Consider the following 18,756-nt stretch of genomic DNA (forward strand, 5'->3'; position numbering starts at 1 on the left):
GAAATCCGTTTAGAAGGGGGTCCTGTGCACAACTCGCTCCTCGGTGCCCGGCTGCCCCTCGTCACGACTTGACCCCGAGGGGCACCGACTGTCAGTGCGGTGCGTCAGACTGTTCCCCGGTGGTCCTGCCCCTCAGCGGCGACGGTCACACCGAGACAGACGACGAAGGCCAGGCAGGGCGAGAAGCGCCGGCAACAGCAGGAGGCGGCAAGAGTGAAGATCCGGGTGGAACGCGACGTACTCGCGGAGGCCGTGGCCTGGGCGGCTCGCAGCCTCCCGGCCCGTCCGCCGGCGCCTGTCCTCGCCGGTCTGCTGCTGAAGGCGGAGGACGGCCAGCTGAGCCTGTCCAGCTTCGACTACGAGGTCTCCGCCCGTGTCTCCGTGGAGACCGAGGTCGAGGAGGAGGGCACCGTCCTCGTCTCCGGCCGGCTGCTCGCCGACATCTGCCGCGCCCTGCCCAACCGCCCGGTGGAGATCTCCACGGACGGGGTGCGGGCCACGGTGGTCTGCGGCTCCTCGCGCTTCACGCTGCACACACTGCCTGTGGAGGAGTACCCCTCTCTGCCGCAGATGCCGAACGCGACGGGCACGGTCCCCGGCGAGGTCTTCGCCTCCGCCGCCGCCCAGGTCGCCATCGCCGCCGGCCGTGACGACACGCTGCCCGTGCTCACCGGTGTCCGCATCGAGATCGAGGGCGACACCGTCACGCTGGCCTCCACCGACCGCTACCGCTTCGCGGTCCGCGAGTTCCTGTGGAAGCCGGAGAACCCGGACGCCTCCGCGGTCGCCCTGGTGCCCGCCAAGACGCTCCTGGACACCGCCAAGGCACTCACCAGCGGCGACAGCGTCATCCTGGCGCTCTCCGGATCCGGCGCGGGCGAGGGCCTGATCGGCTTCGAGGGCGCGGGACGGCGGACGACGACCCGTCTCCTGGAGGGCGACCTCCCGAAGTACCGCACGCTGTTCCCGACCGAGTTCAACTCGGTCGCCGTGATCGAGACCGCCCCCTTCGTGGAGGCCGTCAAGCGCGTGGCCCTGGTCGCCGAGCGCAACACCCCGGTGCGGCTCAGCTTCGAGCAGGGCGTGCTCATCCTGGAGGCCGGCTCCAGCGACGACGCACAGGCTGTGGAGCGGGTCGACGCGCAGCTCGACGGCGACGACATCTCGATCGCCTTCAACCCGACCTTCCTGCTGGACGGTCTGAGCGCCATCGACTCCCCCGTGGCGCAGCTGTCCTTCACCACGTCCACCAAGCCCGCACTGCTGAGCGGCAAGCCCGCGCTGGACGCGGAGGCGGACGACGCCTACAAGTACCTGATCATGCCGGTGCGCCTGAGCGGCTGACGCCGGTACCGCTGTCCGACCGGTTGTCCACAGACGGTGGACGACCGGGGCGGCCCCTGGGGAGAACCCGCGGTGAATCCCCAGGTGGGGTCGTACGTCTGAGCGCGTATGCCCACAGGTGTGCGTAAGGGTCCGGGTTTAGGCTCGGACATGGGTACGAGAGTGCCTCATACGCCACACAGCGACCTAAGGAACAACTGATGGAGCTCGGTCTCATCGGCCTCGGCAAGATGGGCGGCAACATGCGCGAGCGGATCCGCCGCGCGGGCCACACCGTCGTCGGGTACGACCGCAACCCGGAACTCGCCGATGTCCACAGCCTGCAAGAGCTCGTGGACGGGCTCAAGGGCCCGCGCGTGGTCTGGGTGATGGTCCCGGCGGGTGCGGCCACCCAGTCGACCGTCGACGAGCTCGCCGAGCTGCTCGAGCCGGGCGACGTGGTCGTGGACGGCGGCAACTCCCGCTGGACGGACGACGAGAAGCACGCCGGGGAACTGGCCGCCAAGGGCATCGGCTTCGTCGACTGCGGTGTCTCCGGCGGCGTCTGGGGCCTGGAGAACGGCTACGCGCTGATGTACGGCGGCGACGCGGAGCACGTGGCCAGGGTCCAGCCGGTCTTCGACGCCCTCAAGCCCGAGGGCGACTTCGGCGCGGTGCACGCCGGCAAGGTCGGCGCCGGCCACTTCGCGAAGATGGTCCACAACGGCATCGAGTACGCCATGATGCAGGCCTACGCCGAGGGCTGGGAGCTCCTGGAGAAGGTCGACTCCGTCACGGACGTGCGCGAGGTCTTCCGCTCCTGGCAGGAGGGCACGGTCATCCGGTCCTGGCTGCTCGACCTGGCCGTCAACGCCCTCGACGAGGACGAGCACCTCGACCGGCTGCGCGGCTTCGCCCAGGACTCCGGCGAGGGCCGCTGGACCGTCGAGGCCGCCATCGACAACGCCGTGCCGCTGCCCGCGATCACGGCCTCGCTGTTCGCGCGGTTCGCGTCCCGTCAGGACGACTCGCCGCAGATGAAGATGATCGCGGCGCTGCGCAACCAGTTCGGCGGCCACGCGGTCGAGAAGAAGTAGTCCACAGGGTCGCCCCGCGATCCACAACCCTGGGGGAGGTCGGGACACGACCATGCACGTCACGCATCTGTCGCTGGCCGACTTCCGCTCGTACGCCCGGGTCGAGGTTCCACTGGACCCGGGCGTCACCTCCTTCGTGGGCCCCAACGGGCAGGGCAAGACGAACCTCGTCGAGGCCGTCGGCTATCTCGCCACCCTCGGCAGCCACCGGGTCTCCTCGGACGCGCCGCTGGTCCGGATGGGCGCCGACCGCGCGATCGTCCGGGCGCAGGTCAGGCAGGGCGAGCGGCAGCAGCTGGTCGAACTCGAGCTGAACCCGGGCAAGGCCAACCGCGCCCGCATCAACAGGTCCTCGCAGGTCAGGCCCCGTGACGTGCTGGGCATCGTACGGACCGTGCTGTTCGCGCCCGAGGACCTCGCGCTGATCAAGGGGGATCCGGGTGAGCGGCGGCGCTTCCTCGACGAGCTGATCACCGCGCGGTCGCCGCGGATGGCGGGTGTGCGCTCCGACTACGAGCGGGTCCTCAAGCAGCGCAACACGCTCCTGAAGACGGCCGCGCTCGCGCGGCGGCACGGCGGGCGCTCGATGGACCTGTCGACCCTGGACGTGTGGGACCAGCACCTCGCGCGCGTGGGCGCCGAGCTGCTCGCCCAGCGTCTCGACCTGGTGGCCGCGCTCCAGCCGCTGGCCGACAAGGCGTACGAGCAGCTCGCGCCCGGCGGCGGTCCGGTGGCGCTGGAGTACAAGCCGTCCGCGCCCGGCGAGGCACACACGCGTGAGGACCTCTACGGGCAGCTGCTGGCCGCGCTCGCGGACGTGCGCAAGCAGGAGATCGAGCGGGGCGTCACGCTGGTGGGCCCGCACCGCGACGACGTGGTCCTCAAGCTGGGTCAGCTGCCCGCCAAGGGGTACGCCTCCCACGGCGAGTCCTGGTCGTACGCGCTGGCGCTGCGGCTGGCCTCCTACGACCTGCTGCGGGCCGAGGGCAACGAGCCGGTGCTGGTCCTGGACGACGTCTTCGCCGAGCTGGACGTGCGCCGGCGCGAGCGGCTGGCCGAGATGGTGGCGCCGGGCGAGCAGGTGCTGGTGACGGCGGCGGTCGACGACGACGTGCCGCACGTGCTGGCCGGTGTCCGGTACGCCGTGAGCGAGGGGACGGTGGAGCGCGTATGACCGCCGAGGAGCCCGCCGCGAAGCGGGTCCCCGAGCCGTCCGGTGTCGATCTCGCGCGGGTCGCGCTCAGGGCGGCCCGTGAGCAGGCACGCGCGCGGGGGGACGCGGCGCAGCAGAAGAAGCAGGCGCGGCGCGGCGGCGGACTGCGTTCCGGGGCGCGCGCCGACGGCCGTGACCCGATGGCGCTGGGCGCCGCGATCAACCGGCTGCTCACCGAACGGGGCTGGGAGGCGCCGGCCGCGGTGGGCGGCGTGATGGGCCGGTGGCCGCAGATCGTCGGCGAGGACGTGGCCAAGCACTGCGTGCCGGAGCGGTACGACGAGGACGAGCGGGTGCTCGTCGTGCGCTGCGACTCGACGGCCTGGGCGACGAACCTGAGGCTGCTGGCGCCGACGCTGGTCGCGCGGCTCAACGAGGACGTCGGGCACGGCGCGGTGCGTCAGATCAAGGTCCTGGGTCCCAGCGGTCCCGTGCGCCGCTACGGCCCCCTCAGGGCCCCTGGGAGCACCGGTCCCGGCGACACCTACGGGTGACGTGTGTCACGTACCGGAAGGCCGGGACGGTCCTGTGCGGACCGCCCGGCCTTCGTTCCGTGTGCCCGCGTGCGGGTGCGAATCGCGACCTGACTCCCAAGTAGCCAAGGGTTGACGCCCGGAAGCGCTGAGTGCCTCCGTGAGCCTCTTGGAGCCCCCTTCCGCATATCGGGACCCGGAAGAGACCGGTTGAGGGCGGCACATGCGGACTCAGGTACCGGCAAACCCCCATCAGTGTCAGTGCTACCGGTAGACTGGAAGCCAATCCCGCCCCGAACGTGGGGACCGCCCGGGAGAAGCTGAGCAACGCTGATCAAGGCTTACCAACGCAACATGCCGCAGCCGCTCCGGCAACCTGCCGACGAGCCTGGCTGGTGCTGTGCCAGAAAGGGCGCTTCGTGGCCGATTCCGGCAACCCCAACGAGAACATCCCGTCCACCGACGCCGGCGTCAGCGGCGAGGCAAGCGCCTCGGGCAGCGAGGTCACCTCCTCGTACGACGCCAGCGCCATTACCGTCCTCGAGGGTCTGGACGCGGTCCGCAAGCGACCCGGTATGTACATCGGCTCCACCGGTGAGCGCGGTCTGCACCACCTCGTGTACGAGGTCGTCGACAACTCGGTCGACGAGGCGCTGGCCGGGCACGCGGACACCATCGACGTGACGATCCTGGCCGACGGCGGCGTCCGTGTCGTCGACAACGGCCGCGGCATCCCCGTCGGCATCGTGGCGTCCGAGGGCAAGCCGGCCCTGGAGGTCGTGCTCACCGTGCTGCACGCGGGCGGCAAGTTCGGCGGCGGCGGCTACGCGGTCTCCGGCGGTCTGCACGGCGTGGGCGTCTCGGTGGTGAACGCCCTGTCGAGCAAGGTCGCGGTCGAGGTCAAGACCGACGGCCACCGGCACACGCAGGACTACAAGATGGGCGTGCCGACGGCCCCGCTGGTCAAGCACGAGGCCACGGACGAGACGGGCACGGCGGTCACCTTCTGGGCCGACGCCGACATCTTCGAGACCACGGAGTACTCCTTCGAGACGCTCTCCCGGCGTTTCCAGGAGATGGCGTTCCTCAACAAGGGCCTGACGATCAGGCTCACCGACGAGCGCGAGTCGGCCAAGGCCACCGCCGGGGCGGACGAGGCGGGTGCGGACGAGAAGGACGAGGTCAAGACCGTCACGTACCACTACGAGGGCGGCATCGTCGACTTCGTGAAGTACCTCAACTCCCGCAAGGGCGAAGCGGTGCACCCGACCGTGATCGACCTCGAGGCGGAGGACAAGGAGAAGAGCCTCTCCCTCGAAGTCGCCATGCAGTGGAACAGCGGTTACAGCGAGGGTGTGTACTCCTTCGCCAACATCATCCACACGCACGAGGGCGGCACGCACGAGGAGGGCTTCCGCGCGGCGTTGACGAACCTGGTCAACAAGTACGCGCGGGACAAGAAGCTGCTGCGCGAGAAGGACGACAACCTCACGGGTGACGACATCCGCGAGGGTCTGACCGCGATCATCTCGGTGAAGCTGAGCGAGCCGCAGTTCGAGGGCCAGACCAAGACCAAGCTGGGCAACACGGAGGCGAAGACCTTCGTCCAGAAGGCGGTCTACGAGCACCTCAACGACTGGCTGGACCGCAACCCGGTGGAGGCGGCGGACATCGTCCGCAAGGGCATCCAGGCGGCCACCGCGCGTGTGGCGGCCCGCAAGGCCCGTGACCTGACCCGCCGCAAGGGTCTGCTGGAGTCGGCGTCCCTGCCGGGCAAGCTCTCCGACTGCCAGTCGAACGACCCCACCAAGTGCGAGATCTTCATCGTCGAGGGCGACTCCGCCGGCGGTTCGGCCAAGTCCGGCCGCAACCCGCAGTACCAGGCGATCCTCCCGATCCGGGGCAAGATCCTCAACGTCGAGAAGGCGCGGATCGACAAGATCCTCCAGAACCAGGAGATCCAGGCGCTGATCTCCGCCTTCGGCACCGGTGTGCACGAGGACTTCGACATCTCCAAGCTCCGTTATCACAAGATCATCCTGATGGCGGACGCCGACGTCGACGGCCAGCACATCAACACCCTGCTGCTGACCTTCCTGTTCCGCTTCATGCGGCCGCTGGTCGAGGCCGGGCACGTGTTCTTGTCCCGCCCCCCGCTGTACAAGATCAAGTGGGGCCGTGAGGACATCGAGTACGCGTACTCGGACCGTGAGCGCGACGCGCTGCTCGAGATGGGCCGTCAGCGCGGCAAGCGGGTGCGCGAGGACTCGATCCAGCGCTTCAAGGGTCTCGGCGAGATGAACGCCGAGGAGCTGCGCATCACGACGATGGACCAGGAGCACCGCGTCCTCGGCCAGGTCACCCTCGACGACGCCGCCCAGGCGGACGACCTGTTCTCGGTCCTGATGGGCGAGGACGTCGAGGCGCGCCGTGCCTTCATCCAGCGCAACGCCAAGGACGTCCGGTTCCTCGACATCTGAGTCGGTCTCAGCTGACCGCGTCAGAAAGGATTCTTTCCAGCAATGACCGACGAGAACACTCCCGTCACGCCTGAAGAGGGCGGCGACCTCGCGATGCGGATCGAGCCCGTCGGGCTCGAGACGGAGATGCAGCGCTCCTACCTCGACTACGCGATGTCCGTCATCGTCTCGCGTGCCCTGCCGGACGTCAGGGACGGCCTCAAGCCCGTCCACCGGCGCGTCCTGTACGCCATGTACGACGGCGGCTACCGGCCCGAGAAGGGCTTCTACAAGTGCGCCCGCGTCGTCGGCGACGTCATGGGCAACTACCACCCGCACGGCGACTCCTCGATCTACGACGCGCTGGTCCGTCTCGCGCAGCCGTGGTCGATGCGGATGCCGCTGGTGGACTCCAACGGCAACTTCGGCTCTCCCGGCAACGACCCGGCGGCCGCCATGCGGTACACCGAGTGCAAGATGATGCCGCTGTCCATGGAGATGGTCCGCGACATCGACGAGGAGACCGTCGACTTCACGGACAACTACGACGGCCGCTCCCAGGAGCCGACCGTCCTGCCGGCCCGGTTCCCGAACCTGCTGATCAACGGCTCGGCCGGTATCGCCGTCGGCATGGCGACCAACATCCCCTCGCACAACCTGCGCGAGGTCGCGTCGGGCGCCCAGTGGTACCTGGAGAACCCGGACGCCTCGCACGAGGAGCTGCTGGACGCCCTCATCGAGCGCATCAAGGGCCCCGACTTCCCGACCGGTGCCCTCGTCGTCGGCCGCAAGGGCATCGAGGAGGCGTACCGCACGGGCCGCGGCTCCATCACGATGCGCGCGGTCGTCGAGGTCGAGGAGATCCAGAACCGCCAGTGCCTGGTGGTCACGGAGCTGCCCTACCAGGTCAACCCGGACAACCTGGCGCAGAAGATCGCCGACCTGGTGAAGGACGGCAAGATCGGCGGTATCGCCGACGTCCGTGACGAGACGTCGTCGCGCACGGGCCAGCGCCTGGTCATCGTCCTGAAGCGGGACGCGGTCGCCAAGGTCGTCCTGAACAACCTGTACAAGCACACCGACCTCCAGTCGAACTTCGGCGCCAACATGCTGGCCCTGGTCGACGGGGTCCCGCGCACGCTCTCGCTGGACGCGTTCATCCGCCACTGGGTGACGCACCAGATCGAGGTCATCGTCCGCCGGACGCGTTTCCGGCTGCGCAAGGCCGAGGAGCGGGCGCACATCCTGCGTGGTCTGCTGAAGGCCCTGGACGCCATCGACGAGGTCATCGCGCTGATCCGGCGCAGCGACACCGTCGACATCGCGCGCACGGGCCTGATGGACCTCCTGGAGATCGACGAGATCCAGGCGAACGCCATCCTCGAGATGCAGCTGCGCCGGCTGGCCGCCCTGGAGCGCCAGAAGATCATCCAGGAGCACGACGAGCTCCAGGCGAAGATCACGGAGTACAACGCGATCCTGGCCTCGCCGCTGCGTCAGCGCGGCATCGTGAGCGAGGAACTGGCCGCGATCGTCGAGAAGTACGGCGACGACCGCAAGACGATGCTGGTGCCCTACGACGGTGACATGTCCATCGAGGACCTGATCGCCGAGGAGGACATCGTCGTCACCATCTCGCGCGGTGGCTACGTCAAGCGCACGAAGACGGACGACTACCGCTCCCAGAAGCGCGGCGGCAAGGGGGTGCGCGGGGCGAAGCTGAAGGAGGACGACATCGTCGACCACTTCTTCGTCTCCACCACCCACCACTGGCTGCTGTTCTTCACCAACAAGGGCCGCGTCTACCGCGCGAAGGCGTACGAGCTGCCCGACGCGGGCCGTGACGCGCGCGGCCAGCACGTCGCGAACCTGCTGGCCTTCCAGCCGGACGAGGCGATCGCCGAGATCCTCGCGATCCGCGACTACGAGGCGGCGCCGTACCTGGTCCTGGCGACCAAGGGCGGCCTGGTCAAGAAGACGCCTCTGAAGGATTACGATTCGCCGCGTGCCGGCGGTGTCATCGCGATCAACCTCCGTGAGACGGAGGACGGTTCCGACGACGAACTGATCGGAGCCGAACTCGTCTCGGCGGACGACGATCTGCTTCTGATCAGCAAGAAGGCACAGTCGATCAGGTTCACGGCGACGGACGAGTCCCTGCGGCCCATGGGCCGTGCGACCTCGGGCGTCAAGGGCATGAGCTTCCGCGAGGGGGACCAGCTGCTCTCGATGAATGTTGTTCGACCCGGTACGTTCGTGTTCACTGCCACGGACGGCGGGTACGCGAAGCGGACCGCCGTCGACGAGTACCGCGTCCAGGGTCGCGGCGGCCTCGGCATCAAGGCCGCCAAGATCGTGGAGGACCGCGGTTCTCTCGTCGGCGCGCTGGTGGTCGAGGAGACCGACGAGATCCTCGCCATCACGCTGTCCGGCGGTGTGATTCGTACGCGAGTCAACGAGGTCAGGGAGACGGGCCGTGACACCATGGGCGTCCAACTGATCAACCTGGGCAAGCGCGATGCCGTCGTCGGTATCGCACGTAACGCCGAGGCGGGGCGGGAGGCGGAGGAGGTCGACGGCGAGGACGCCGTGGACGAGTCCGCCGAGGCAGCCACGACCACCGGCACGGACGAGGGTGAGTCGCCCTCGGCCGAGTAGCGAGGAGTGAGTCAACGTGAGCGGAGCCACGGGCGCCGGTACGTCTGCCGGTACGGGTAAGAACGGCGGCGGCCGTGGCTCCGCCGCGTCGACGGGGGACGCGCGTACGACCGACGCGCGAGGCGCGGGGGGCGCCGAGGGACGTGCGGCGGACACCCACACGACCCAGCTGAAGGCCATCAAGGCCCCTGCGGCCGACTCGCCCGCACCCTCGACCACACAAGGATCGAAGGGATCCCAGGGGGAAACCGTGACGGAAACCCGAGGCACGCAGGCCAAGCAGGAGACGTCGCCGCTGCCCGGCGAACGGCAGCCGCAGCAGCCCGCCGGGCCCTACCACCCGCCGCAGGCCTACCCGGCGCAGGCGGCCGCCTCGCCGACCGCCACGGGCACCGTGCGGCGGCCGCGGACCGGTGCGCGCACCACGCCCCGCGTGCGCAAGGCGCGGCTGCGGGTGGCGAAGGCCGATCCCTGGTCGGTGATGAAGGTCAGCTTCCTGCTCTCCATCGCGCTCGGCATCTGCACGATCGTCGCGGCCGCCATGCTGTGGATGGTCATGGACGCGATGGGCGTCTTCTCGACGGTCGGCGGGACGATCTCGGAGGCGACCGGCTCCAACGAGTCGAACGGCTTCGACCTCCAGTCGTTCCTGTCGCTCCCCCACGTCCTGATGTTCACGTCGATCATCGCGGTCATCGACGTCGTCCTCGCGACCGCGCTCGCGACGCTCGGCGCGTTCATCTACAACCTCTCCGCGGGCTTCGTCGGCGGCGTCGAGCTGACCCTCGCCGAGGACGAGTGACCACGGCCGCCGCAGCGGCTCCCCGGCCTGCCGAGCGTCCCGCGACTATCGATTTTGGGACTGCGCAGGTCGTGCGCTAATCTTCAGGAGTCAGCGCGCGGGACACACACCGCAGAGCGCGGCGGGGCTATAGCTCAGTTGGTTAGAGCGCATCCCTGATAAGGATGAGGCCACAGGTTCAAATCCTGTTAGCCCCACATGCGAGAAGGCCCCCGGACCATCGGTCCGGGGGCCTTCTGACATGCATCGCCGACACCAAGGGCGGCTGACGGCGGCCGTCAGCCGTCAGCCGGTCATCGGGTTCAGACCCCGACGGTCTTGCCGAACACGGCGTCGACCAGGGCGGCGTCTCCGGCATAGACCCTCATGCGCTGCACGCGTCCGTCGGCGAGCGTGAGATCGAATCCGGCGGTGCCCATGGACTTGTGCTTGGCCGCGGGGGCGATGGTGGTGGTGGCCAGCGGGATCGTCAGGGCGTCCTGGCCGAGCTTGGCTTTCCACCGGGCGTCCGCGGAGTTCGACAGGCGCAACTCGCCCCACTGCGCCTTGACCCTGCTGTCCGGCGTGACGAACAGCGCGCGCAGCCGGAGTTCGACGCCCTGGTGGAAGTCGGCAACGTCCTTCGCCGAGCTGACGGGGGCCTTGCGGATGGCGGCTGCCCAGCGGAAGAGCGGAGCCGTGCTGCCGAAAGATGATCTGGAGGTGATGGTCACGGGCTGCATGCTCGCACACGCTCCGACCTGCACCGCAGGCGGTGTCTGCCGCCCGGTCGTCCGCGGCCGGCATCGGCGGCGGGGCGGGGAAAATCGCTGTCCGGTCGCCGAACGGTGGTGATAGAGAGTGCGGGTGACGACGACACTCGAATTCCCCGTGCTGCTGCGGCTGATCGACGAACGGTCGAGCGCCTTCCGCGCCGCGGTCGCCTCCGCCCCCGGCCTCGACGTGCAGGTGCCGACCTGCCCCGAGTGGACGCTGTTCGACCTGGCGCAGCACATCGGCGAGGGGCGCCGCTCCTGGGCCGCCACCGTCGCCGCGGGGCCTGCGCCGGCCAAATCCTCGGCGGACGGCGCCACCGATGCGCCGCGGGAGCGCGAGGCACTGTCGGCCTGGCTGGCGGAGTCCACGGAGCAACTGGTGGACGCCCTGCGCAAGGCAGGCCCGGACCGCGGCTGCTGGACGTGGTGGGCCGCTTCCCAGTCACCGCAGACCTGTGGCGCCGTCGCCCGCCACCAGCTCCAGCAGCTGGCGGTGCACACCTACGACGCCCAGCTCACCGCGGGCGCCCCGCAGCCGCTGCCGGCCGAGGTGGCACTCGACGGTGTCGAGGAGTTCCTGTTCACCTGCGTCGCCACGACGAGTGCCTGGCCGCACAAGCCCACCGCCTTCGACTTCCACGCCACCGAGGGCCACTCCTGGCGCCTCACGGTCGACGGCGACGGCGCCCGCACCACCCGTGTCCCCGCACCCGGCACGACACCCGCCGTCCCTGCCGGCGAGGCCCCGGTCGCGCCCGGCGTCTCCGTCCGCGGCACGGCCGGTGAGCTGGTCCTCTTCGTGTACGACCGCATCCCGGCGGACTCCCTGGAGGTCGAGGGAGACACGGGCCTCTTCGACCTGCTCCGCGCATGGGAACCGGAGGAGTAGGACGGCTGCGGCAGCGCGGTGAAGCAAACCGCGCCGGAGCCGCCTGCCTCGCCTGACACCGGCAGCCCCGACAGCGTGTCCTCAAGTCCTCCACGCCCCCGCGCTGTTGCGGGTGCGGGGCGGGACGGCGTCGTGTCAGCCGTCCGGTTCGGGGTGCCAGTGGTCGGGGTCGGTGCCGCGCCAGTCGATCCAGGGGGAATCCGCTATGTCCGACGGGTCGATCTCCAGCCCGGCGCGCCGGAGGAACTCCGCGACGTCGGCGACGCCGTGGGCCCGGCCCAGGATCTCGCCGTCCACGCGGACGCGTCGCCCGCCCGCGGGGGAGGGCGGGAGCACGACCACGCGCCTCGGTCCGGGCGGGCCGGCGGGGTCGTCGCAGGGGTAGGTCATCCGGTGAGCCGTCCGCGTGTGTCCGTCGACGGGCTTTCCAGGTGCCGCAGTTCCCACCACGCGGACGGGCTGGGTCGCTGTCGCTGCCAGTACGGATGGAAGAACACCTGGACGGACAGCCGGTGCAGCCGTCGCCGCAGCTCGGTGCGACCGGGCCTGGCGGCGAGCTGCCGGTAGGTGGCGCTCCACTGCTGCTGTGCTCGGACGAGATCGTCGGGGAACCGTCGCATGACGAAATTCAATCATGTGTTCGATTTTCTGCGCCATCCGAACCGCCGGGGCGGCCGGACATGGCGAAGGCCCGGTTGCTCCGGGGGAGCTGCCGGGCCTGCTCGTGCGGGCTGTACGCAAGTTCGCCGTTACGTCGGGGGAGGCGGCACGTGACGTGCCGGGGTTCAGCGCTGGAGGGGGACGGCCGGTTCGGCCGGGTCCGCGGGCTCGCACAGGGTCGACGCGTGCTCGGCGGCTTCGGCGGCCTCGGTGTCGGGGAGGCCGCGGTGGCGGCAGCTCGGGGACTTGCCGTGCGCCTCGGCGCGGATGCGCTGCTTCATCGTGGGGGGTAGTGAGCGGGCCTGTGTCCGCAGCCAGGGGGACGGGGCCGCCGGCCACGCCGTCGTGTCCGCGGGCTCGGCGCTCTCGGTCCGGCTCGCCGGGACGCTCTGCGCGGCCGCGGGGCCGGCGGTCGTGGTGACGAGTCCGAGCGCCGTGCACAGCGCGAGGAAGGCGGTGACGACGACGGTCCACAGCTTCATGAGCCGGTTCTCGGGCATGGCCCCTCACTTTCGGGTTGGGCGATTTGCGTACTTTCCTCATGATGTGTATGGACGACGCGAAGTGGTGGACCGACGCTCGCGGTGTGGCGTTGTTCCGATGAACACCACCCGGATGGCCTCAAAGCTCATCAAAAGAGCAGAAGAGCGGATCAGAAGTGATGAGGACGGGCAAAAGTCACCGTCGGTCAGGACCTGATCACCCTCCGGTCCGAGTGGTGCGAACCGGTCCTACTGCGCTCGCGAAGACGGGAGTTGAGGGGCGGACGCAGGTCACCGATCGATATCGGTCGGTGTGTATAGTCGGGCGCCAGAGGTCCCCTACGTCAAGGAAAGACGAGGTCGCGCGGTGAAGAAGCTTCTCCTGGTCGCACTGGCCGCCATCGGCGGGCTCCTTGTGTACCGCCAGATCCAGGCGGATCGCGCCGAGCAGGATCTGTGGACGGAGGCGACCGACTCCGTGCCCACGGGTTCGTGAGTACCGATACCGAAGACTGAACAGACCCCGGCCGCCGTCAGCGGTCGGGGTTTTGTGTTGCGCATCCTGCGGACCGCGGTTAGAGGCGGGCTTTTCGGACGCTCGTACGGAATGCGGGGGTGCCACGCGCGCGTGGCGGGCAGGATGGCCCACGTTCGGTCGAAGGCGAGGGGGCGGGGTCGATGGCCCGGCGGACGGGGCGCGCGGCACGTACGGGGCGCGCAGCAGGCGCGTGGCGGGCCGTCACGCGTGGCACGGCCGTGGGAGCGGTGCTCGCAGTGGCGGCTGCGGTGTCGAGCGTCCCCGCGGCCGTGGCCGCGCCGGACGTCCCCGTGTACGCCTTCGCCGACGACGTCCGCAGCGCCCCGGCGGCCACGGGCACCACGGGCGCCGTGCGCCTCGAACCCGGGGCGACCTACCGCAGCTCCCTCCCCGACCCGGGCCGGTCCGACGGCGAAGCCGACGGCGACGGCGCAGCTCAGGGGCAGGGGCAGGGGCAGGGGCAGGGGGACGGGCCTCGGGCCTATTACCGGCTCGAGCTCGACGGCTCGTCGAACGTCTACGTCTCCGTCACCGCCGTCCCGCGCGCGGGCGCCACGCTCGCCGTCGGCGACGGGATCAGCGTCTCCGTGCAGGACGCCGACAGCACCAGGTGCTCCTCCGACTCCGTGACCGTCGGGTCCTCCCGGAGCCCGCAGCCGCTCACCGCCTGGGGCGCGCGGGAACTGCGGCCGGGCAAGGGCCTGTGCCAGAAGTCCGGCACCTACTACGTCGTCGTCGAGCGCACGGGGGACGACGTCTCCGGCGCCGACCCCTGGGAGCTCGAACTCGCCCCCGTCTCCGAAGCGCCGCTGGCGAAGGCGGCCGCCACGGGTGTCCCCGACGGCCCCGGGACCTGGGACTCCGCGACGCCCACGCCTCCCGTCGCCGAACCGGAGCCCGTCCGGGGCGGGGCGGGCTTCGCCGAGGCGGCCGCGGTGGAGCAGGGCGTCTGGAGCGACGAGATCGTCCCCGGGCAGACGCTCTTCTACAAGGTGCCCCTCGACTGGGGGCGCCAGCTCTCCGCCACCGTCGACCTGGGCAGCGCGCGGAAGAACGCGGGGTACGTCGTCGACGCCCTGGACCTGACGCTGTACAACCCGGTGCGGGCCGACGTCCAGGACGCGAGCATCGGCTACGGCGGCAGCCAGAAGTCGGCCGCCCTGCCACCGGTCCCGCCCGTCAGGTACGCCAACCGGTACGCCCCCACCGATCCGACCGAGTCCCTGCGGTTCGCCGGCGCGTACTACCTCGTGGTGCACCTCGCCGGGCAGGTGGCGGACCGTTTCGGCGAAGGACCGTACGGGCTGACCCTGCGGGTCCGGGTCGGCGGCAGCAGCCAGGCGGCTCCCGGGTACGCCCGGCAGTCGGTGCCGCGCGGCTTCTTCGACGTCGGCACGCCGGACCCCGTGCCCTCGGCGGCCGGCCGGACGGCACTGGGCGGCGCGCCGGGCGCGGGCAGGCCCGGTGACGACCAGGCGATGAAGGCGGTCGCCGTCGGCGGCATCGGCACCGGGAGTCTGCTGCTCACGGTGCTCGGGGTATGGACGCTGGCCGCCCGGCGCAGGGCCGCGGCTCAGATGCGCGTCAACGCCCAGAACCCCACCGCGTAGCAGACCAGCGCGAGGAGGAGCAGGGGCAGCGTCACCTTGGCCGGGGGACCGGGACGCACCCGGCGGGCGGCCCGATGCCCTCGCCGCCCGGCCCGCGGAACCGGCGCGGCGCCGGACGCCTGAAAGGTCTGGGGAGCCTGAGGGATCTGAGAGGCATGAGACGGCTGGGGCGTGTGAGGCGTGTGCGGGTCCTGGGCCGTGTACGACGCGGTGGACGACCTCTCGCCCGGCCGCTCACGGGTCGGCAGCACGAACGTCGGCTCGTACGGCGACACCCCCTGCGGAGCGGGGGAGGGCGCGTACGCGGGGGGACGCGGGGCCGGGGGCGGCGGTGCCGCGGCTCGGGAGGGCGTGACGTCGGAGGGGGTCGCGTCGGAGGGGGTGGCGTCCCCGGCCGGCCGCGGGGGCGGCAGGTGGAAGCTGCCGGTGTCCGACATGGAAGGGAAGGGCGTGGGCGTCGCATCGGGCCGTGAGGGCAGGTCGTCCCTGCCCGGAAGGGCGGCCCCGGCGGACACGGACGGTCCGGAAGGGAGCCCTCCGGTGTCCGGGCGGACGGTACGGGGGGCCACGTCCGGCCGGGCCGGCAGCGAGCCGGTCCCCGGACCGCCCGGTCCGGGCGGGGCGTCCGGGCGGCGCGGATCACGTGTCGCTCCCGTACCGGTCGGCCGCGGCGCGCCGTCCGGGTGGCCCGGAGCGCCGGTGAGGCCCGCGTCGGTCGCCCGCCGCACACTGTCCGGGCGGCCCGAGTCGGCAGGGTGGCCCGCCCCGGCCGGGGTGCCGGTGTGACCCGGAGAGCCGGGTACGCCCGTGGCGTCGGGGAGGCCCGAGGGGTGCGGTGGGTGGGGAGCGGGCTGCCCGAAGGCGCCGGGCGGGTGGCCGCCCCCGGGCGGGAGGTGCGCGAGCCCCGGATCGTGGGGGGCACGGGGGGCGGCCTGCTCGAAGACGTGGTCCGGGCGATCGGCGACCGCCTCGGGCGGGGTAACAGGGAAGTCCTGGCCGGACGGGGGTCCTGGGAAGTCCTGGTCGGACGGGGCGCCCGGGAAGGCCCGCTCGTGCGGGGGCCGGGCACCGGGCGGCTCGGAGAGACGGGAGCCGGGCGTACCCGGGAGCCGGCGCCTCGGCGGGCCGTCGGGGCCGAAACCGCCCGGCAGCGGCCCGAGTTGGTCGAAGATCTCGATCAGCTCGTCGTCCGGACCCGGCTCGGGCAGCAGCTCCACGGCCGCCGCGAGCGCCTTGCGCGCCCCCGTGGCCGTGCGGAAACGTGCCTGCGGATCCGGCTGGAGGAGCGTGGCGACCACCTGCCACAGCGGCTCGGGAACACTCTTGGGAGCGCGCGGCGTCCCGTGCTCCGCGAAGTACTGGACGAGCGCCTTGGCGTCCGGTTTGGCGCCCTCCAGCAGGTACAGCGCGACCAGGCCGACGGCGAACAGGTCGGCGGGGAAGTCGGGATCGGCGCCCATCATCTGCTCGGGCGCGAGGTAACCGGGCGTCCCCACGACGAGGTTGGTCTCGGTCAGCCGCGGTTCGCCCAGCCGCATCGCGATGCCGAAGTCGGAGAGCCTGAGGCGGGGCCGGGCCGTCCCGGTGGCCTCCAGAAGGATGTTGGCGGGCTTGATGTCGCGGTGCACGACACCCTCCGCGTGGACCGCGGTCAGCCCGGAGAGCAGCTGGTCGAGGAGCGTGCACACGAAGCCCGGGGGCAACGGCCCGTAGTCGCCCACGAGATGGACCAGCGAACCGCCGGCCACGAGGTCCATGGTGAACAGGACCTTGTCGTCGTCGGCGGCCCAGCTGGCGGGCGCGAGCACATGCGGGTGATCGATCCGTAACGCCTGCTCGCGGACGAAACGCAGCAGCGCGTGGGCGTCCCGCTGCTGAAGCACCTTCGCGGCCACGTAACGGCGTCTGCGGTGGTCCCAGGCACGCCACACCGCGCCGACGCCCCCGCGCCCGATCGGGTCGGCCAGTTCGTACCGTCCGGCGAAGACCTCACCCATGACTGTGCGCCGCTCCTCCCCCTCGTAGCGCCAGGGTCTGCCCCTCTGCTGCCCCCCCCGCGACGAGCGATACGGCCCCGCCCCCGTGTGCCGCCGCGTCGCGCCGCCCCCGTACCGCCGCCGTCCTCCCCGGTTGCCGAACCCCCTCCGGCGACCGGGACGAGGGCTCAGTTCTGGTGGGACTGGTAATGCGTGACGGCGTCCGAGGTACGGCCGGCGCCGTACACCCGGAGGAACTCTGCCAGTTCCGGGTGGGTCGGGGCGAGAGTGTCGGCGGCGTCGATGATGTCGCCGGCGGCCGCCACCGAGCGCAGCAGCGACTGGATCTCGCGGACGACCCGCTTGACCGTGGGCGCCCCCGAACTGCTCGTCGTCTGCGTGGTGTTGTTGAGCACCGAGCCCCCCTGGGACCGCTTGATCTCGTCCATGCGTTCCGTCGCCTCGGCGGCGCTGACGCTGCCGTCCGCGACCTGCGCCGCCAACTCCTGGAGCAGCTGCACCCGCTGCACCACCGCCGGGTTGCCGATCTTCGCCCGCTGACCGCTCATCAGCTGCGACAGCATCGGCGCCGACAGTCCCAGCACCCCCGCGAGACGAGCCTGGTTGAGGCCAAGATCGTCGATGAGCTTACGGAAGAGCGCCCCCAGCGGCTCCCCGTACCAGTTCCGCTGCAGTTCCCGCGCTCTCGCGGTCGCTTCCTGCTGTGCGGCGTCCATTGCGTCTCCCCATCGCTTCCCCAGAAACCGCGGTTCGCTGTAGCGAACCACGTCCGAGCATCTTACGGAGAGTGGTCATCCGCGGGGACCCCCAATCTTTTTGCGAGATACCCCCGGTGACCCGGTACTCTGGTCTGCGGCGCCCGGCGGTAGGAGGTTCTTCCGGCCGGATGTCCCTTGCGGGGCCTTAGCTCAGTTGGTAGAGCGCTGTCTTTGCATGGCAGATGTCAGGGGTTCGACTCCCCTAGGCTCCACGCGAGAAGACCCCTCCCACCTGCTCTTCCGCAGGTGGGAGGGGTCTTCTTCGTGAGGTGCGGGCGCCGGGCCGCTCAGCTGCGGTCGTCGCGGTTCGCGGCCTCCTCCTCGGCCTCCTTGGCCTGGACCTCGGGGTCCAGCACCGACGGGTCGGCGCTGCCGTCCACCGAGGTGAGACCACCCGAGGCGGGAACCTCCGTGGCGGCCGGCGGCTCCACCAGCCAGTCCGGGTTGGCCTGCTTGTCCCACCACTTCCAGGCCGCGTAGGTGCCGCCGGCGACGACACCGAGCACGGCCAGCGCCCGGGCGAGCTTGCCCGCCTTGGCGCGGCGCCGGTGCTTGCGCACCAGCTTCTCGATCTCCTTGGGCGTCACCTGACCGCGCAGCGCGGCCAGTGCGGCGGCGCCGCGGGCGGCGGCCTCGTCCTTCACGGGACCGGCCGCGGCGACCGCCTGCTCGATCTTCGGCCTGGAGTAGTCGGCCGCCTGCCGAGCGGCCTGCCGGGTGCGGGCGGCCGCTTCCTGGGCGGCCAGGTCGACCTTCGGCGGGACATGGGTCTTCGCCTGTTCCAGACGCGGGGCGACGTGGGCGTCATACTGCACGCGGGCCTGCTCTGCGGCCTGCGACACCTTGGGCGCGAGCCGTACACGGGCTTCGTGCGCGTAGAGCGCGGCCCGTTCCTTGGCCGTGTCGGCGTAGGGCGCCACCACTTCCGCGGCGTGCAGCACGCTGTCCCTCGCCGAGCCGGTCGCGGCGCGCACGCTGTCGATGCGGGTCACGGGTTCCTCCTCCTCGGTGGCGTACGGTAATTCGACTTTCCACCCTTTTA

Annotated in this window: 17 protein-coding genes and 2 tRNA genes; 12 read left to right on the forward strand and 7 right to left on the reverse strand. The window is 71.0% G+C overall.

Annotation, left to right across the window (positions count from 1 at the left end; genetic code table 11):
- The first annotated feature begins 213 nt into the window (after positions 1-213).
- From dnaN to Saso_RS18730, 8 genes are all read left to right on the forward strand, one after another.
- The gene (gene dnaN / locus Saso_RS18695) at positions 214-1,344 is read left to right on the forward strand and encodes a DNA polymerase III subunit beta (RefSeq protein ID WP_189923651.1); all 1,131 of its coding nucleotides are present in this window, start codon (positions 214-216) and stop codon (positions 1,342-1,344) included.
- 200 nt (positions 1,345-1,544) lie between these two features.
- Positions 1,545-2,420, forward strand: a complete 876-nt coding sequence (gene gnd, locus Saso_RS18700) for a phosphogluconate dehydrogenase (NAD(+)-dependent, decarboxylating) (protein WP_189923650.1) — start codon at positions 1,545-1,547, stop codon at positions 2,418-2,420.
- A gap of 52 nt (positions 2,421-2,472) precedes the next feature.
- Positions 2,473-3,594 carry a DNA replication/repair protein RecF gene (recF, locus tag Saso_RS18705; protein WP_189923648.1) on the forward strand — a complete coding sequence of 374 codons (1,122 nt, stop codon included), beginning with the start codon at positions 2,473-2,475 and terminating at the stop codon, positions 3,592-3,594.
- Positions 3,591-4,127 carry a DciA family protein gene (locus tag Saso_RS18710; RefSeq protein WP_189923646.1) on the forward strand — a complete coding sequence of 179 codons (537 nt, stop codon included), beginning with the start codon at positions 3,591-3,593 and terminating at the stop codon, positions 4,125-4,127. Before recF ends, Saso_RS18710 begins: the two co-directional genes overlap by 4 nt.
- 374 nt (positions 4,128-4,501) lie before the next feature.
- The gene (gene gyrB, locus Saso_RS18715) at positions 4,502-6,586 is read left to right on the forward strand and encodes a DNA topoisomerase (ATP-hydrolyzing) subunit B (RefSeq protein WP_189923644.1); all 2,085 of its coding nucleotides are present in this window, start codon (positions 4,502-4,504) and stop codon (positions 6,584-6,586) included.
- A 42-nt stretch (positions 6,587-6,628) separates the two neighbouring features.
- Positions 6,629-9,223 (forward strand): DNA gyrase subunit A, encoded by a 2,595-nt coding sequence (gene gyrA, locus Saso_RS18720; protein WP_189923642.1) that lies wholly within the window; start codon positions 6,629-6,631, stop codon positions 9,221-9,223.
- A 16-nt stretch (positions 9,224-9,239) separates the two neighbouring features.
- Positions 9,240-10,025, forward strand: coding sequence for a DUF3566 domain-containing protein (locus Saso_RS18725; protein ID WP_189923641.1), 786 nt, complete (start codon positions 9,240-9,242; stop codon positions 10,023-10,025).
- Positions 10,026-10,148: 123 nt separating this feature from the next.
- Positions 10,149-10,222 (forward strand) — tRNA-Ile (locus Saso_RS18730).
- Between the two features lie 105 nt (positions 10,223-10,327).
- On the opposite strand, the gene Saso_RS18735 is transcribed toward Saso_RS18730, so the two are convergent.
- Positions 10,328-10,738, reverse strand: coding sequence for a hypothetical protein (locus Saso_RS18735; protein WP_189923640.1), 411 nt, complete (start codon positions 10,736-10,738; stop codon positions 10,328-10,330).
- A gap of 133 nt (positions 10,739-10,871) precedes the next feature.
- Between Saso_RS18735 and Saso_RS18740 the strand changes: the two genes are divergently transcribed.
- On the forward strand, positions 10,872-11,669 hold the full coding sequence (locus Saso_RS18740) for a maleylpyruvate isomerase family mycothiol-dependent enzyme (protein WP_189923639.1): 798 nt from the start codon (positions 10,872-10,874) through the stop codon (positions 11,667-11,669).
- A 135-nt stretch (positions 11,670-11,804) separates the two neighbouring features.
- Here Saso_RS18740 and Saso_RS18745 read toward each other — a convergent pair whose 3' ends face one another.
- The 3 genes from Saso_RS18745 to Saso_RS18755 form a co-directional block, all read right to left on the reverse strand.
- The gene (locus tag Saso_RS18745; protein WP_189923638.1) at positions 11,805-12,059 is read right to left on the reverse strand and encodes a hypothetical protein; all 255 of its coding nucleotides are present in this window, start codon (positions 12,057-12,059) and stop codon (positions 11,805-11,807) included.
- A complete protein-coding gene (locus Saso_RS18750) occupies positions 12,056-12,289 on the reverse strand; it encodes a hypothetical protein (RefSeq protein WP_189923637.1) in 234 nt (77 codons plus the stop codon). The genes Saso_RS18745 and Saso_RS18750 overlap by 4 nt, the downstream gene beginning before the upstream one ends.
- Positions 12,290-12,454: 165 nt before the next feature.
- On the reverse strand, positions 12,455-12,829 hold the full coding sequence (locus Saso_RS18755; protein WP_189923636.1) for a DUF6344 domain-containing protein: 375 nt from the start codon (positions 12,827-12,829) through the stop codon (positions 12,455-12,457).
- A 349-nt stretch (positions 12,830-13,178) separates the two neighbouring features.
- Between Saso_RS18755 and Saso_RS18760 the strand changes: the two genes are divergently transcribed.
- A complete protein-coding gene (locus Saso_RS18760) occupies positions 13,179-13,307 on the forward strand; it encodes a DLW-39 family protein (RefSeq protein WP_003999697.1) in 129 nt (42 codons plus the stop codon).
- 269 nt (positions 13,308-13,576) lie between these two features.
- Positions 13,577-14,959 carry a hypothetical protein gene (locus Saso_RS18765; protein WP_229901350.1) on the forward strand — a complete coding sequence of 461 codons (1,383 nt, stop codon included), beginning with the start codon at positions 13,577-13,579 and terminating at the stop codon, positions 14,957-14,959.
- Here the strand turns inward: Saso_RS18765 and Saso_RS18770 are convergent.
- Positions 14,923-16,956 (reverse strand): serine/threonine-protein kinase, encoded by a 2,034-nt coding sequence (locus Saso_RS18770; protein WP_189923633.1) that lies wholly within the window; start codon positions 16,954-16,956, stop codon positions 14,923-14,925. The two genes, Saso_RS18765 and Saso_RS18770, sit on opposite strands and share 37 nt — an antisense overlap.
- 167 nt (positions 16,957-17,123) lie before the next feature.
- Positions 17,124-17,672: a helix-turn-helix domain-containing protein gene (locus Saso_RS18775; RefSeq protein ID WP_189923631.1), complete on the reverse strand. Its 549-nt coding sequence runs from the start codon at positions 17,670-17,672 to the stop codon at positions 17,124-17,126.
- 181 nt (positions 17,673-17,853) lie between these two features.
- Between Saso_RS18775 and Saso_RS18780 the strand changes: the two genes are divergently transcribed.
- Positions 17,854-17,926 (forward strand) — tRNA-Ala (locus Saso_RS18780).
- 75 nt (positions 17,927-18,001) lie between these two features.
- Here Saso_RS18780 and Saso_RS18785 read toward each other — a convergent pair.
- Complete coding sequence (locus tag Saso_RS18785) at positions 18,002-18,706, reverse strand: DUF5324 family protein (RefSeq protein ID WP_189923629.1); 705 nt, start codon at positions 18,704-18,706, stop codon at positions 18,002-18,004.
- Positions 18,707-18,756: the final 50 nt, after the last annotated feature.

The sequence above is a fragment of the Streptomyces asoensis genome (assembly GCF_016860545.1).
Taxonomy (GTDB): domain Bacteria; phylum Actinomycetota; class Actinomycetes; order Streptomycetales; family Streptomycetaceae; genus Streptomyces; species Streptomyces asoensis.